We start from the raw sequence: 16,291 nt of genomic DNA, 5'->3' as shown, positions 1-16,291 counted from the left end.
ATGGTTATCATTAACGCAATAAGATAAGTCTTACTTAACGGTGGCATGATTGCAGCCTGCATAGCTTTCTATTAAATTTGCATTAACACTATTATAAGGAAAGTTTTTATGACGATGCTCATCGTAGTTGCCATCTTAATTGCACTGATGGGGTTTGCCCTTGCGCGCCACTGGAAGGTACGTGCAGACAAAAGTGTTAAAAACGCGCGCCGCGCGCGTCGTCGCTAATCTCTGCGGGAAACATCTTCGGCTCTGTTTCCCTGCCTTTATCCCGCTACTGACTCACGCTGACAATTCACGTATACTTTTTCCCTCATTTTTTCCTTTTGCCGGGCCAGGACCTGTGGTCATTGCACCCGGCAGAATCATGAAGACAGCCCGCTGCCCAAATAGCGTGCTTTTCTCTGCATATGTAAGGTAACCCGGTGAATATTCAGGCGCTTCTTTCCGCAAAAGTCAGTCAGGCAATGGTGCTGGCTGGTGCTCCCTCCGATTGTGAACCTCAGGTTCGTCAGTCGGCTAAAGTTCAGTTTGGTGATTATCAGGCTAACGGCATCATGGCCGTGGCGAAAAAACTGGGCCAGGCGCCACGACAATTAGCTGAAACCGTGATTCAACATCTGGACCTCACTGGCATTGCCAGCAAAGTGGAGATCGCGGGGCCGGGCTTTATCAACATTTTCCTGGATCGTCAGTGGCTGGCCGACCATGCCCGGCAGGCGCTGAATCATCCGCGCCTTGGCGTGAACCCGGTCGAACCACAGACAATCGTCGTGGACTACTCTGCCCCCAACGTGGCGAAAGAGATGCACGTCGGCCATGTGCGTTCCACTATCATTGGCGACGCCGCGGTGCGCACCCTCGAGTTTCTGGGTCACAACGTGATCCGCGCGAACCATGTGGGCGACTGGGGCACGCAATTCGGCATGCTGATTGCGTTTCTTGAAAAACAGCAAAATGAAAACCACGCGGAGATGGCGCTGGCGGATTTAGAAGGTTTTTATCGTGAAGCCAAGCGCACTTACGATGAAGATCCTGAGTTTGCAGAGCGTGCGCGCGGCTATGTCGTGAAGTTGCAAGGCGGTGACGACTACTGCCGTCAGATGTGGAAAAAGCTGGTTGATATCACCATGACGCAAAACCAGCATATCTACAACCGTCTGAACGTCACCCTGACGCGTGATGATGTGATGGGTGAGAGCCTCTATAACGACATGCTGCCGGAAATTGTGGCCGATCTGAAAGCCAAAGGTCTGGCCGTCGAGAGTGAAGGCGCCACCGTGGTATTCCTGGAAGAATTCCAGAACAAAGAAGGTGAGCCGATGGGCGTGATCATCCAGAAAAAGGATGGCGGCTATCTTTACACCACCACCGATATTGCCTGTGCCAGGTATCGCTATGAAACTTTGCATGCGGACCGCGTAATTTACTACATCGACTCACGTCAGCATCAGCATTTACAGCAGGCGTGGACCATTGTCCGTAAAGCCGGCTATGTGCCTGCGTCCGTTCCACTTGAACATCATGCGTTCGGTATGATGTTGGGTAAAGATGGCCGTCCGTTTAAAACCCGCAGCGGCGGCACCATTAAGCTGTCAGATTTGCTGGATGAAGCCTATGAACGCGCGTACACACTGGTACGCGAGAAAAACCCGGACATGACGGAAGAGGAAGTCAGCACGCTCGCGGAAGTCGTCGGCATCAGCGCCGTGAAATATGCCGATCTGTCAAAAAGCCGCACCACTGATTACATTTTTGACTGGGATAATATGCTGGCGTTTGAGGGCAATACGGCGCCTTACATGCAATATGCTTATACGCGCGTGCTGTCCGTGTTCCGTAAAGCCGGTATCGACGCCGATGCGATTCAGGCAGAAATCGTGCTGACGGATGACCGTGAAGCCCTGCTGGCAACGCGTTTGCTGCAGTTTGAAGAGGTCATTACCCAGGTGGCACGCGATGGCACACCGCATGTGATGTGTGCCTATTTGTACGATCTGGCGGGCCTGTTCTCCGGTTTCTACGAGCACTGTCCGATTCTGGCCGCAGAGGACGACGTGACGCGCCTGAGCCGTTTACAGATTGCGGCACTGACCGCAAAAACCCTGAAACTGGGTCTGGATACGCTGGGGATCAAAACGGTCGATCGCATGTAATCTGTTAAGGCGCTGAGAGCTGACTGTTCTCAGCGCCTGCCTCAACCTCGCCCTTCCCGCTCTGCCCGTCACCCGCACAATTTTCCTTCGTGTAGCGTCATCTTTGCCATTGCCCTCCCTGACTCCACGATACAAAGGCGTTAATTCGTATTTCAGCACCAGAGATGATCGCAGCACGCGCCGTGCAAACCCGCTCAGGCAACCCTGATGTCGCGTATATCAAGGTCCTGTCGGGACAAGATTCTTTTCTTATTCCCGCGCTCTACTATAAGCCCGCGTTTTATCAGGTTTAACGTGTTAACGAGAAAGGAAGAATACGTTGATGTTAAGAAAAGCGTTTGCCGAGCTGTTCGGCACCTTCTGGCTGGTATTCGGAGGCTGCGGCAGCGCCCTGCTCGCCGCGAATTTTCCCCAAACCGGGATTGGGTTTGTGGGCGTGTCTCTGGCATTTGGCCTCGCCGTACTGACAATGGCCTTTGCGGTAGGCCACATTTCGGGCGGTCACTTTAATCCCGCCGTCACCCTGGGCTTATGGGCCGGTGGCCGCATCGACAGCAAGACCATCTTGCCCTACATCGTGGCACAGATGGCTGGCGGTATTGCGGCGGCGGGCGTGCTGTATCTGATCGTCAGTGGTCAGGCTGACTTTACGATGGCAGATAAGGGTTTCGCTGCCAACGGCTTTGCGGCGCACTCGCCAGGCGGCTATTCCCTCTGTGCGGCCGTCATCACTGAACTCGTACTCAGCGCGTTCTTCCTGATGGTTATTCAGGGTGCGACGGATAAACGCGCGCCGGCGGGTTTCGCTCCCATTGCGATTGGTCTGGCATTAACGCTCATTCACTTAATCAGTATCCCGGTAACCAATACCTCGGTGAATCCGGCACGCAGTACCGCGATGGCTGTTTTTCAGGGAGGCTGGGCGTTACAGCAGCTGTGGGTTTTCTGGCTGGTACCGATAGCGGGTGGCGTTGCGGGGGGATGGCTTTACCGCTTTCTGCTGCAAAAAGACGCGTAGCCTGAACCGCGTTATGACATCGGGAGTGATCGGGTAGACCGACAGCATCAGTCTCTTGATGATGCTTGTCAGTCTGCCATGAACAGGGCGAAAAAGGCTTAGTGGTAGTTAACCGTCACCGCTGTGCTGACGACCTTCAGCCCCGGCGGCAAACTTCCGCCACCGGCGAAGCCAAACACCATATGTAACGTTTCACCGGCGGCGACCTCAGCCAGACCGCGTGTGCTGCCGCTGGCACCGTCCAGTTCGGTACAACGCTGTTCTGCACAGAGCCGGACCTGTAAACCGGAAGGCACCGGTTGGGTAAACTGATAACGCCAGTTCACCACGGTGATCGCCCCACTGACCTGACCTGGCGGGGTCAGCGGCTGCGACGACTGCCAGCTTCCCCGATTCGCCATCAGTGGACCCGCCGCGCTGGCGCTCCAGGCACCGTCAGCGGCCTGAGCAAACAGCGGAAGCAGCAGCGAAAACAGCATTAGCGATCTCATTGTTTGCCACCGATGGTTGCGGTCATGCGAATCTGACGGTTATCGCTTAATTCCATATTGGACAGCACCACCAGCTGCGGCATGTTACGGCGCAGGAAGCGTGCCAGTAAGGCGCGTAACGGATGATTGACCAGCAGGACAGGCGGCGCGCCCATCATTTCCTGCCGTTGCAGGGCCTCCTGCGTCTGGGCTAACAGCCGATCGGCCAGGCCTGGCTCAAGTCCGCCACCGCCCTGCAAGGCCTGCAGCAGCAGGCGCTCCAGTGTCGCATCCAGGCCAATCACCTGCACTTCACCCGTGCCCGGGAACCACTGCTGCGTAATCGCTCTGCCCAGCGCCACGCGCACCACGCTGGTGAGTTCCTGCGGATCGCTTTGAACCGGCGCATGCTCTGCCAGGGTTTCAATAATGGTGCGCATATCACGAATCGAAACGCGCTCAACCAGCAGGTTCTGCAGGACTTTGTGCAGCGTTGTCAGCGTAATCACGCCAGGCACTAAATCTTCGGTCAGTTTCGGCATCTCTGAGGAGACGCGGTCCAGCAGTTGCTGCGCTTCCTGACGGCCAAACAACTCACTGGCGTACTGGCCAATCAGATGATTAAGGTGCGTCGCCACAACGGTACTGGCTTCTACTACGGTAAAGCCCTGAATCTGGGCCTGCTCTTTGAGCGCACCGTCAATCCACACCGCCGCCAGGCCAAAGGCAGGATCGACGGTTGCTTCACCCGGCAAGGTACCCGCGGCTGTGCCGGGGTTAATCGCCATCCAGCGTCCGGGATAGGCATCACCGCTGCCGATCTCCACGCCTTTCATTAAAATGCGGTAGCGCGCGGGTGGCAATTCCATGTTGTCACGGATATGCACCACCGGCGGCAGAAAGCCGACATCCTGCGCCACTTTTTTACGGATACTGCGGATACGACCAAGCAACTCACCGTTCTGGTTGTGATCGACCATCGGAATCAGGCGGTAACCCACTTCCATGCCCAGCGTGTCTTCAAGCTGCACATCAGTCCAGGAGGCTTCGGCAGAGGCAGGCGTTTCCATGGATTTTGCGATGCTGCTCGGCGATTCGACATTCTTCTTCGGCTGCATCTCGCGGCCACGTAACCACCACGCCAGCCCCAGTAAGGCCGCCGTAAACAGCAGGAACACAAAGTTAGGCATGCCCGGCACAAGCCCCAGCAAACCGATTACGCCGGCACTCAGCATGAGGACGCGCGGATCTTTGAACAGTTGCCCGACCATCTGCTCGCCGACGTCCTGGTCGGTTGCCACGCGCGTCACGATAACACCCGCCGCGGTAGAGATGACCAGCGCAGGGATCTGTGCGACCAGACCGTCACCGATGGTTAACAGCGTATAGGTTTCTGCCGCGTGGCCCGCATCCATACCATGCTGAACGATCCCCACCAGTAAACCACCGATCACGTTGATGACCATGATCAAAATACCGGCGATGGCATCCCCGCGTACAAACTTACTGGCACCGTCCATCGAACCGTAAAAGTCCGCTTCCTGAGTCACTTCGGCGCGACGACGCTTCGCTTCATCTTCGCCAATCAGACCCGCATTCAGGTCGGCGTCGATAGCCATCTGCTTACCCGGCATCCCGTCAAGCACAAAGCGCGCACCCACTTCGGCGATACGGCCCGCACCTTTGGTGATAACCATAAAGTTGATGATCACCAGGATGATAAACACCACGATCCCGATGGCGAAGTTTCCGCCAACCAGGAAGTGGCCAAAGGCTTCCACCACCCGTCCCGCCGCCGCGGCACCGGTATGCCCTTCCAGCAAAATAATACGCGTAGAGGCTACGTTCAGCGACAGGCGCAGCAGGGTCGAAAACAGCAGAATGGTGGGAAAGGCCGCAAACTCCAGCGTGCGCTGGGTAAACATGGCGACCAGCAGCACCATAATCGACAAGGCAATGTTAAAGGTAAACAGCAGATCAAGGATAAACGGCGGTAAGGGCAGAACCATCATCGACAAAATCATGATGATCAGCACCGGACCCGCAAGGACCTGCCATTGCATGTCTTTGAAGTTGCCTGGAAGGCGTAGTTTAGCGGCCAGATTAGCCATCGTTTTTGCTCTCTCCTGCAAAGTCCATCTCTGCCGGGACCGGCAGGTCTTTAGGTTTTACGGGCACCAGGCCACCTTCGCGCTTCCAGCGGCGAAGCTGCCAGACCCAGGCCAACACTTCCGCGACGGCCGCATAAAGGGCGCCAGGAATGTGTTGTCCGATTTCGGTATGACGGTATAACGCACGCGCCAGCGGCGGTGCTTCCAGAACCGGAATGCGGTGTTCTGCGCCCAGTTCACGGATGCGTAAGGCGATCTCGCCAGCGCCTTTGGCAATAACCTTGGGCGCACTCATTTTCTTCTCGTTATATTGCAGCGCAACCGAATAGTGTGTTGGGTTGGTAACGATCACGTCGGCCCTGGGCACATCGGCCATCATGCGACGACGGGCTGCCGCGCGCATCTGCTGACGAATGCGCCCTTTCACGTGCGGGTCACCTTCCTGCTGCTTGTGCTCATCGCGAATTTCCTGACGTGACATCCGCAATTTTTTAAAGTGGCTGTAAAGCTGCCAGAAAACGTCGTATCCCACCATGGGGATCAGGCCGAGCATGACCAGCGCACAACAGATAGCGATCATGTCCATGCCATGGATCAGGGCTGTGGTCGGCGACTCGGCAATCAGCCGAAGCATATCGGGCCAGTGCGTCCAGATGTACCAGCCTGCCACGCAGCCCACCAGAATGGTTTTCAGAATGCCTTTAAACAGCTCCGTCCAGGCCTGCGCGGCGAACATGCGTTTGAAGCCTGGCAACGGGTTCAGCTTGCTAAAATCCACTTTGATGGATTTGCCGCTGATGACCACGCCGCCCAGCAGCATCGGTGAGGCAATGGCCACCAGAACCAGCCCGCCCAGAAGCGGCAGAAGCGCGGCAATGGCCTGCATGATCAGATTACCGACGTGGGCGATGATAATTTTATCGTCGGTCACCATGCCATGGTCGAAACTGAGTCCGGTTGACACCATTGCCGCCAGTCGATGGGCCATTGCCGTCCCGCCAACCCATAAAATCATGATGCCTGCCAACAGCATCAATAGTGAGGTTAACTCGCGCGAACGCGGAATCTGGCCCTCTTCACGCGCTTTTTCAAGTCGGTGGGCCGTGGGCGATTCTGTTTTGTCCTCATCACTGTTTTCTGACACCACAAACCTCGGTTGGCAGGAATTCTGAGCATAGAATGCCAAATTTGAGTTTGGTTAAAGCGTGGATAAAACGTGAAAAACACATGCTCTTTCACGGATAGCAAAAGAGAAAAGCGGAGTGGCCCGCGGTGAGCAGGCCACTTTTCAGAAGGGACCATCGCAACGTCGCGATGGCGAGACAGCCAGGTGATTAGAAACCGAGGCTGTCCAGCAGGTCATCCACCTGATCCTGGTTCGCAACAATCCCAGGGGCGGCAGCGTTAACCTGAGGACCGTTAAGCAGCGTAGTGCCAACCTGACGTTTTTCGGCGCTCACTTCTGGCATGTTTTCCAGCAGCACCATCAACAGCTGGCGCTCGATCTCCTGAATCACATCCATCATGCGTTTGATCACCTGACCGGTGAGGTCCTGGAAATCCTGCGCCATCATGATGTCGAGCAACTGCTTGTTAGTAAAAGAGGTGTGCTCAGGCACTTCCCCTAAATACTGACGCGTATCCGTCACCAGCTCGCGCGCATCGGCAAGTTCAATAGGATTCTCAAACCATGCATCCCAGCGTCCTTTAAGCGCAATCGCTCCCGCTTCCATTTTGTCCTGGTGCGGTTGCGCTGCTTCGACGCTGTTCAGCGCCCGGTCGGCCGCCTGAGCGGTCTTTTGCACTACATAGTCCAGACGATCACGGGCGTCAGGAATGGCTTCAGCAGCTTCTGCAATGGCCTGATCCAGCCCCAGCTCACGCAAACTATCACGCAGCATGCGTGTCAGTGAACCGATGCGGGAAATGATATCTTGTGCCGCGGCTTGCTCAGCTGATTTCGGAAGGTCGCTCATCACATCTCCTTACATACCCAGTTTTTCAAAAATTTTGCCCAGCTTCTCTTCAAGCGTGGCGGCCGTAAACGGCTTAACGACATAGCCGCTTGCACCCGCCTGAGCGGCAGCAATGATGTTTTCTTTTTTCGCTTCAGCCGTCACCATCAACACAGGCAGACTGGCCATGGCCGCATCTGCGCGAATGGTCTGCAGCAGTTGCAGGCCATCCATGTTAGGCATGTTCCAGTCGGAGATAACGAAATCGAAACCACCTGCCTTGAGTTTAGTTAACGCATCGACGCCGTCTTCCGCTTCTTCTACGTTATTGAAGCCCAGCTCTTTCAGCAGGTTACGGACAATACGACGCATCGTATTGAAGTCGTCCACCACTAAAAAGCGCATATTTTTGTCAGCCATATCTACTCCTGTGTTATCTCGCCCGGCAGGACGGGCCTGTTAAATACGCAATGCCTGTCCGGCGCTAATTTTCGCCAGCATGTGCTGGCTGATGTTGCTTAAATCCACTACTTCGCTCACACCGCCGCTGGCTATCGCCTCGCGTGGCATGCCAAAAACGACACAACTTGCTTCATTTTGCGCGATGGTCCAGGCGCCGGCACGATGCATTTCCAGCATGCCTGCTGCCCCATCGTTACCCATACCGGTCAGGATCACGCCAACGGCATTTCGCCCGGCGTTGATCGCCACCGATTTAAACAACACATCGACTGACGGTTTATGACGGTTAACTGGCGGACCGTCGTTCAGCTTCACGACATAGTTCGCACCACTGCGCCCCAGCTCCATGTGCATCGCGCCGGGCGCGATATAAGCATGGCCAGGAAGAATACGCTCACCATCTTCGGCCTCTTTCACCGTAATCTGGCAGAGCTTGTTTAGCCGCTCGGCAAACGAACGGGTAAATCCCGGTGGCATATGTTGCGTAATCAGCAGCGCAGGGCTGGTGGCCGGTAGCGGCTGCAATACGTGGCGAATGGCTTCTGTACCGCCCGTCGATGAACCAATCGCAATCAGCTTTTCACTACTCAGCAGCGGACCGGCTTTCAGCGTGACCGGGGCAGGCATGGTGGTGCGCACATGCAGACGTGCCCGGGCAGCTGCGCGAATTTTATCGCCAATCATCTGGCTATAAGCCAGCATACCTTCACGAATGCCTAACTGTGGTTTGGTCACGAAATCCACCGCACCGAGCTCAAGCGCGCGCAGCGTGATTTCTGAACCCTGTCCCGTTAGTGATGACACCATCACGACCGGCATCGGGCGAAGACGCATCAGTTTTTCAAGAAAATCCAGTCCATCCATGCGCGGCATTTCAACATCCAGCGTCAACACCTGCGGATTAAACTGTTTAATTAAATCGCGGGCTACTAATGGATCCGGGGCCGTCGCCACCATTTCCATATCAGGATGACTGTTGATGATTTCTGTCATCAGTTGCCGCATCAGCGCAGAGTCATCTACGCACATCACGGTAATTTTGCTCATCATCTTTCCTTCGTCAGTCCATAAACGGTTTGCCCACGCAGCCAGAACTCTTTACTAATCTGGCTAAAGTTTTCTGAGTGTCCGGCGAACAGGATGCCGCCAGGCTTAAGCAGTGGAACAAAACGACGTAGAATTTTTTCTTGTGTTTCTTTATCGAAATAGATCATTACGTTACGGCAGAAAATGGCATCGAACGGACCCGGCAGGTTCCAGTCGTTGGCCAGCAAATTCAGCTGACTGAAATTCACCATATTCGCCAGTTCGGGGCGCACACGCACCATGCCAGCATGCGGGCCCGTACCTCGTAAAAAGAAACGTTGTAGCTGTGCAGGCGACAGCGTCCGTAATTCTTCCTGGCGGTAAACGCCCGCCACGGCTTTTTCCAGAACCTGGGTATCGATATCACTGGCATGGACCTGGAATTTACCGGGTCCGGTTCCCAGCGTTTCAGCCAGGGTAATCGCGATAGAGTAAGGTTCTTCGCCCGTTGAGGCGGCCGTGCTCCAGACGCTGAAATTGCCCTGACGTTTACGCGCATGTTCCGCCAGGATAGGAAAATGGTGCGCCTCGCGGAAAAAAGCGGTCAGGTTAGTGGTCAGAGCGTTGATAAACGCCTGCCACTCAGCACTGTTAGGATCGTTCTCCAGCAGGGCCAGGTAGCGACCAAAATCATCAATATTCAGCGTGCGCAGACGACGTACCAGACGGTTGTAAACCATCTCGCGCTTATGATCGGCCAGCACGATACCCGCGCGCTGATAGATGAGCTGGCTGATACGGCGAAAATGGGTATCGGAGAGGGGCAGCCGCTGCACCATCTGTGAGAGCAGCGTTGTCGCCTCTGGTTGATCTAATAACGTCGATTTCTTCATCTTTGCACCTGGCCTGAACTACACCTGTTAAACGTCTGCTGCTATGCCCAACCGCACATCAGCGGTTGGGCCATCCAGGCAATTAGAAGGTTTCCCAGTTCTCATCACTGCGTGATGAGGGTTGGCGAATGCCCTCTGACGGACTTTCTAAACGTAAACTTTTTGCCGCCGTTGTCTTGTTAACGGCCTGCGTGACAATTTCTTTACCAATATTGAAGACAGAAACCGCTTGTTTTAAGTTGCTGGCCTGATCTTCCAGTGCCGCAGCGGCGGCGGCCGACTCTTCAACCAGCGAGGCGTTCTGCTGTGTCACGCGATCCATCTCGGTCACGGCCAGGCCAACCTGGTCGATGCCACGGCTCTGTTCGTCTGAAGCAGAGGCAATCTCTCCCATGATGTCGGTGACGCGCGTGACGGCGCTGACGATTTCGTTCATGGTATCGCCTGCGCTTTCAACCAGGACTGAACCGGTATTCACGCGACTGACGGAGTCCTCAATCAGCCCTTTAATCTCTTTCGCCGCCTGTGCACTGCGCTGTGCCAGATTGCGCACCTCACCGGCAACCACCGCAAAGCCACGGCCCTGCTCACCCGCGCGTGCCGCTTCCACGGCCGCATTCAGTGCCAGGATATTGGTCTGGAAAGCAATACCATCAATCACGCTGGTGATATCGGCAATTTTTCTGGAACTGCCCGCAATTTCTTTCATCGTGGTCACGACACCGTCCACCACTTTGCCGCCCTGCTGTGCGGTTTCAGAGGCATTCAGCGCCAGCGTCGACGCCTGACGGGCGTTTTCAGCATTTTGCTTCACGGTCGCAGTAAGCTGTTCCATGCTGGCAGCGGTTTGCTCCAGCGAAGCCGCCTGCTGCTCTGTTCGCGACGACAGATCGTTATTCCCTACGGCAATTTCGCTGGCGCCGGTATAGATCGCATCGGCCCCATCACGGACGGTGCTGACCGTACGGACCAGTTCACGTTGCATCTCCTGCAGAGACGTCAGCAAATCGCCAATTTCATTACGTACGGTAATGGCGATAGGCTGCGTCAGGTCACCCCGTGCGATATGCTGGATATGATCGATGCTCTGTTTTAACGGGCGAATCAGCAGGCTGCGCATAAGATTCCACACCAGCACGATCACCAGCAGCGTAAAGACCAGCGTCCCCGCAACCAGCATAATCATGCGCTGATAAGCGGCATTATTGGCATCGATGCCTTTCTGGCTCAGTACCAGGTTGTAGTTAAGCCAGTCGTCATAATCTTTTTGGAATTTGTCCTGATAACTTTGTGTCGGCTGATCAACAAACCCTTTGAAGTTGCCGTTGCCCAGAAACACAATCAGTTCCGCCAGACCATCGTGGAATCGTTTGTAATTGGCCTGTAGCGTCAGCACGTTAGCCGCACTTTTTCCTTTCTCTGACAGGTTGGCATTGAATAATTCATAGCCCTTTTCAGCCTGTTTCAGCTCACTGTCAGCCAGCGCCACCAGCTCTTTTACGGTGGCTCCCGAACCTGCCATCTGCCCATCCTGCAAATAACGAATGCCCGCACGGTTTAAGGTATTACGTGCCTGGACAAGCGCAACCCATGACGTTCCCATGGCGCGTTGCAAGGTGCTAAGACGCTGGTTATAAGCAAAGTTTTCTTTATCTTCCGTAACCGTTTTGAAAAATACCCCACCCGAGAAAACCTGCAGCAAGGCAAAAAGCCCCAGTACACACAGGAGGCCGGTGACAACGCGTACTCGACTAAACATAGAAACCTCATTCATTAGCAATTCGATTCTGTTTATCGGCCCGCGCAGGCGGAACTTTACTGACAGCGTGAATTGATCATCACGCTGGCAGTAAAAACTGTCAGAACGCTTAAGTACGGGAGATTTTGAAGACGGAAACGGCCTGGGACAGCGAGCTCGCCTGTTGCTCCAGCGCGGCGGCAGCGGCGGCAGATTCTTCCACCAGCGAGGCGTTCTGTTGCGTCACACGATCCATTTCTGTCACCGCCTGCCCCACCTGATCGATACCGCGGCTTTGTTCATCCGATGCCGAGGCAATTTCACCCATAATGTCGGTCACGCGGGTGACGGCACCCACAATATTATTCATGGTGCTGCCCGCGCTCTCGACCTGCTGCGAACCACTGTCAACGCGGGCAACAGAATCCTCAATCAGCCCTTTAATCTCTTTGGCGGCCTGCGCGCTGCGCTGCGCCAGGCTACGTACTTCGCCGGCGACAACCGCGAAGCCACGGCCCTGCTCGCCTGCACGCGCGGCTTCGACGGCGGCGTTCAACGCCAGGATATTCGTCTGGAAAGCAATACCATCGATCACACTGATAATGTCAGCGATTTTCCTGGAACTGTCGGCAATTTCTTTCATTGTGCTGACGACACCATCCACAACCTTGCCACCCTGCAAGGCGGTTTCAGATGCAGTATGGGCGAGTTGTGAAGCCTGACGCGCATTATCCGCATTTTGTTTCACCGTGGCGGTCAGTTGCTCCATGCTGGCGGCGGTCTGCTCAAGCGAGGCCGCCTGCTCTTCCGTACGCGCGGACAAATCGTTATTGCCCGCGGCGATTTCGCTGGCACCCGTAAAGATCGCATCGCAACCACTGCGGACTTCACCCACCGTAGTCACCAGAGACTGTTGCATCTCACGGATACCGGCGGCCAGTTGGCTCATCTCATTACGGCCTTCTACCTTCACTGGCTGCGTCAGATCACCCGAGGCAATCGTGCGGATATCCACCAGCAAACGTTGCAGAGGATAAATCAGCACCTGGCGCAGGCCAAACCAGCAACCGATGATCACCACGACCACCAGAGTACCGACCATGCCCAGCAACCACATCATCTGAGTAAAGGCTTGCTGGTTTTGTTCTGCACCATGGGAAGACAGCTCGCTCTGCTTAAGACGCCAGGCCGTATAGGTGGCCTGCATGGCCTGCTGCTTCTGTTCAATGTTCTGTTTGAACATGCCTTCCAGATCTTTGGCTTTCAGGCTGGCGATCATCCCGCGCAGACCGGTCAGATAGGCGGCAAAATGGTTTTGTAACTGATCGCGCATTTCGGTATCTGCGCCTGGCGTTTCCGGAATGGCATTAAACTCGGCAAGATACTGCTCACCTTTATTGGCTTCGCTAATGGCTTTGTCCGTCAGGCTGTCCAGCTGACCGCCGTTCATTTGCGATGCCAGACTGGTTTGTAACCGCAACATGGCGCGGTTGAGCGTAGTACGTGACTGGTTCAGAGCCATATAGGCATCCGTCATGGCCGCCACGTTGCGTGTTGAAATCTGCGACAAGGCAAACGCCGCTTTATCATTATTGAGCGCTGACCAAAACAGGCTGCCTGACAGCAGTTGCAGGGCACCGAAAAGCATCAGTACCGTAATCAGACTGGTCACCACTTTTATCCGTTTTAACATCTTTTTCCCCGACTAAATAAGTAACGTGCAGGGGCTGTATCGGCGGCAACGCAGGATGTTTTAGCCATTTCGCTTTTAAAAAGGGGTTCAAATGTCTTTTGTAATTATTGAAACCAGAGCAATATGCTAATCCTGGAGCAGGATCACAGACAGCGTGTTTTTTGAAAGGTCGACAGGTGAATGAAACGCGGTGATGACGGGTTCGGCGTGCAGGATAACAACACGGGCCAGCGTTGGCTGGCCCGTGTTTAACGATTACGCGGTACGCAGGTTGTCGACCAGCGCCATCTCTTCGCTGCTCAGCAGCTTTTCGATGTCGACCAGAATCAACATGCGCTCGCCCAGTGCACCCAGACCTGTCAGGTACTCGGTTGACATAGTCACAGCGAACTCAGGTGAAGGACGGATCTGTTCCTGTGTCAGCGACAGGACATCCGACACACCGTCAACCACGATACCGACGACGCGGTTTTCGAGATTCAGCACGATCACCACGGTATTTTCGTTGTACTCAACGTCTGGCTGTGAAAACTTCACGCGCAAATCGATGATTGGCACGATAACGCCGCGCAGGTTTGTCACGCCGCGAATAAAATCAGGCGTGTTGGCAATGCGGGTTACCTGATCGTAACCACGAATTTCCTGAACCTTCAGAATATCGATGCCGTACTCTTCATCACCCAGCGTGAAGACCAGGAACTCCTGTCCAACGGTTTCGCCAGCAATTTTTGTCACGGTTGCCATTCCACTCATGTTATTTACCCTTTCGTTATCAATCAGGCGGCAGCGCCGGCCACACGTTTTTCACGGTTAAGTGACTGCAACGCCGAAACGTCCACAATCAGCGCCACGCTGCCATCGCCGAGGATGGTGGCGGCTGAAATACCTGGAACTTTGCGATAGTTGCTTTCCAGGTTTTTGACCACAACCTGGTGCTGACCGATTAACTGGTCCACCAGCAAAGCGTAACGCTTGCCCGCGCTCTGCAGAATCACCACAATGCCCTGCGTCGCTTCGGTTTTCGCCTCTTTCACGTCAAAGACGTTCCACAGTTCAACCAGTGGCAGGTATTCGCCGCGCACTTCCAGAACACATTCGCCGCCCGCCAGGGGTTTCAGCTCTTCAGCACGCGGCTGTAACGATTCCATCACCGCATTCAGTGGCAGAATAAAGACTTCGTTCGCTACGCGCACTGACATGCCGTCCAGAATCGCCAGCGTCAGCGGCAGCAGAATACGGATGGTGGTGCCTTTGCCTTGTTTTGAGGCAATTTCAACATGGCCACCCATTTCCTGAATGTTACGTTTCACCACATCCATGCCCACACCGCGGCCAGATACGTCGGTGACCTGCTCTGCCGTTGAGAAACCTGGCGCGAAAATCAACATGCCGACTTCTTCATCGCTCATGTTTTCATGCACCGGCAGGCCCGATGACAGAGCTTTTGCCAGGATACGTTCGCGGTTAAGGCCCGCACCGTCATCTGACACTTCGATACAGATGTTGCCGCCCTGGTGTTCCGCTGACAGCGTCAGATTACCGGTGGCAACCTTACCTGCCGCAATACGTTTCTCCGGGGTTTCGATGCCGTGGTCAAGACTGTTACGCACCAGGTGCGTTAACGGATCGATGATACGTTCGATCAGGCTCTTATCGAGTTCCGTCGAGCTACCCAGTAACGTCAGTTCAACCTCTTTGCCCAGCTTGCTGGCCAAATCACGCACCAGACGTGGGAAGCGGCTGAAGACGTACTCCATAGGCATCATACGAATTGACATCACGGACTCTTGCAGATCACGTGCGTTACGCTCAAGCTGACCCATGCTGTTCAACAGTTCGCCATGGGCAACCGGGTCCAGTTCACCTGAACGCTGCGCCAGCATTGACTGGGTAATCACCAGTTCGCCCACCAGGTTAATCAGTTGATCGACCTTCTCAACCGCAACACGGATGCTGCTTGATTCGCTGCTCTTCGCAGGTGCGGCAGCGCGTTTGCTTTCGCGTTTGACCGCAGCTACCGGCAATTCGGTCACGGTAGCGGTCTGCACTTCTGCCACTTCAGGAGCATCCACGCTTTCCGCAACGGCGGCGGCGGCGTCAGCGCCCGGGAAGCGGATCTGCGCTTCATCAATGACGAAACACAGCACGGCAATAATGTCGTCTTTACCTACGCCAGTGATGTGACACTCAAGCGTACTGCTGCCTTTCTTCACGTTGCTGAGCGTGCCGAGATTTCCCAGCTCTTCCAGCATCAGGTCGATATCTTTTTCTTTCAGATCCACCAACTGCAGGTGAACACCGTCAGCATCAGATGGCGCAGATTCGGCCTGACTGGCTGGTGCTTCAAGCGCAACCACAACCGGTGCTTCAACCGGCTGACCTTTCGCCTCTAACGCCAGTTGGCGTAATGCTTCACAGATATACTTGAAGCTTTCCGCGTTAGGCTCTTGCGCGGTTTTATAAGCATCTAGCTGTTCCTGCATAATATCTTTAGTTTCCAAAAACAGATTGATGATGTCGGTGCTGAGCTGCATCTCGCCGCGACGAGCACCATCCAGAATGTTTTCCAGGATGTGGGTTGTTTCCTGTAAAACCGTAAAACCAAAGGTTCCGGCTCCGCCTTTAATCGAGTGGGCGGCGCGGAAGATGGCGTTAAGCTGTTCAGAGTCTGGCTCCTGGGGATCAAGTCCCAACAGGTGTTGCTCCATATCCGCTAACAGCTCATCGGCTTCATCAAAAAACGTCTGGTAAAAATCGCTGATGTCCATG

Annotated in this window: 13 protein-coding genes; 2 read left to right on the top strand and 11 right to left on the bottom strand. The window is 54.8% G+C overall.

Annotated features, from left to right (window positions below; translation table 11 throughout):
- Window positions 1-425 precede the first annotated feature (425 nt).
- Window positions 426-2,156 carry an arginine--tRNA ligase gene (argS, locus tag C1N59_RS08780; protein WP_006120253.1) on the top strand — a complete coding sequence of 577 codons (1,731 nt, stop codon included), beginning with the start codon at window positions 426-428 and terminating at the stop codon, window positions 2,154-2,156.
- Between the two features lie 322 nt (window positions 2,157-2,478).
- Window positions 2,479-3,174: an aquaporin Z gene (aqpZ, locus tag C1N59_RS08775; protein WP_185199559.1), complete on the top strand. Its 696-nt coding sequence runs from the start codon at window positions 2,479-2,481 to the stop codon at window positions 3,172-3,174.
- Window positions 3,175-3,272: 98 nt separating this feature from the next.
- On the opposite strand, the gene C1N59_RS08770 is transcribed toward aqpZ, so the two are convergent.
- The 11 genes from C1N59_RS08770 to cheA all read right to left on the bottom strand — a co-directional run bounded on the left by C1N59_RS08770 (window position 3,273) and on the right by cheA (window position 16,290).
- On the bottom strand, window positions 3,273-3,665 hold the full coding sequence (locus C1N59_RS08770) for a flagellar protein FlhE (RefSeq protein WP_033741996.1): 393 nt from the start codon (window positions 3,663-3,665) through the stop codon (window positions 3,273-3,275).
- Window positions 3,662-5,755, bottom strand: coding sequence for a flagellar biosynthesis protein FlhA (gene flhA, locus C1N59_RS08765; protein WP_033741997.1), 2,094 nt, complete (start codon window positions 5,753-5,755; stop codon window positions 3,662-3,664). Before flhA ends, C1N59_RS08770 begins: the two co-directional genes overlap by 4 nt.
- Window positions 5,748-6,899 carry a flagellar biosynthesis protein FlhB gene (gene flhB / locus C1N59_RS08760; RefSeq protein WP_162285809.1) on the bottom strand — a complete coding sequence of 384 codons (1,152 nt, stop codon included), beginning with the start codon at window positions 6,897-6,899 and terminating at the stop codon, window positions 5,748-5,750. Before flhB ends, flhA begins: the two co-directional genes overlap by 8 nt.
- A 190-nt stretch (window positions 6,900-7,089) precedes the next feature.
- Window positions 7,090-7,731, bottom strand: a complete 642-nt coding sequence (cheZ, locus tag C1N59_RS08755; protein WP_006120247.1) for a protein phosphatase CheZ — start codon at window positions 7,729-7,731, stop codon at window positions 7,090-7,092.
- Between the two features lie 9 nt (window positions 7,732-7,740).
- Entirely contained in the window at window positions 7,741-8,130 is a 390-nt protein-coding gene (cheY, locus tag C1N59_RS08750; RefSeq protein ID WP_006120246.1) for a chemotaxis response regulator CheY, read from the bottom strand.
- A gap of 39 nt (window positions 8,131-8,169) precedes the next feature.
- Window positions 8,170-9,219, bottom strand: a complete 1,050-nt coding sequence (locus C1N59_RS08745; RefSeq protein ID WP_006120245.1) for a protein-glutamate methylesterase/protein-glutamine glutaminase — start codon at window positions 9,217-9,219, stop codon at window positions 8,170-8,172.
- Window positions 9,219-10,091 (bottom strand): protein-glutamate O-methyltransferase CheR, encoded by an 873-nt coding sequence (cheR, locus tag C1N59_RS08740; RefSeq protein WP_006120244.1) that lies wholly within the window; start codon window positions 10,089-10,091, stop codon window positions 9,219-9,221. Before cheR ends, C1N59_RS08745 begins: the two co-directional genes overlap by 1 nt.
- Before the next feature lie 82 nt (window positions 10,092-10,173).
- Window positions 10,174-11,850, bottom strand: coding sequence for a methyl-accepting chemotaxis protein (locus tag C1N59_RS08735; RefSeq protein ID WP_033742224.1), 1,677 nt, complete (start codon window positions 11,848-11,850; stop codon window positions 10,174-10,176).
- Window positions 11,851-11,959: 109 nt separating this feature from the next.
- Window positions 11,960-13,522: a methyl-accepting chemotaxis protein gene (locus C1N59_RS08730; RefSeq protein ID WP_033741998.1), complete on the bottom strand. Its 1,563-nt coding sequence runs from the start codon at window positions 13,520-13,522 to the stop codon at window positions 11,960-11,962.
- Window positions 13,523-13,777: 255 nt separating this feature from the next.
- Complete coding sequence (cheW, locus tag C1N59_RS08725) at window positions 13,778-14,275, bottom strand: chemotaxis protein CheW (protein ID WP_006120241.1); 498 nt, start codon at window positions 14,273-14,275, stop codon at window positions 13,778-13,780.
- Between the two features lie 23 nt (window positions 14,276-14,298).
- Window positions 14,299-16,290: a chemotaxis protein CheA gene (gene cheA / locus C1N59_RS08720; protein WP_394550807.1), complete on the bottom strand. Its 1,992-nt coding sequence runs from the start codon at window positions 16,288-16,290 to the stop codon at window positions 14,299-14,301.
- Window position 16,291: the final 1 nt, after the last annotated feature.

It is taken from the genome of Pantoea sp. SGAir0183 (genome assembly GCF_043545505.1).
Note: the sequence above shows the minus strand (reverse complement) of the source record. Positions and strands in the feature narration are given on the sequence as shown.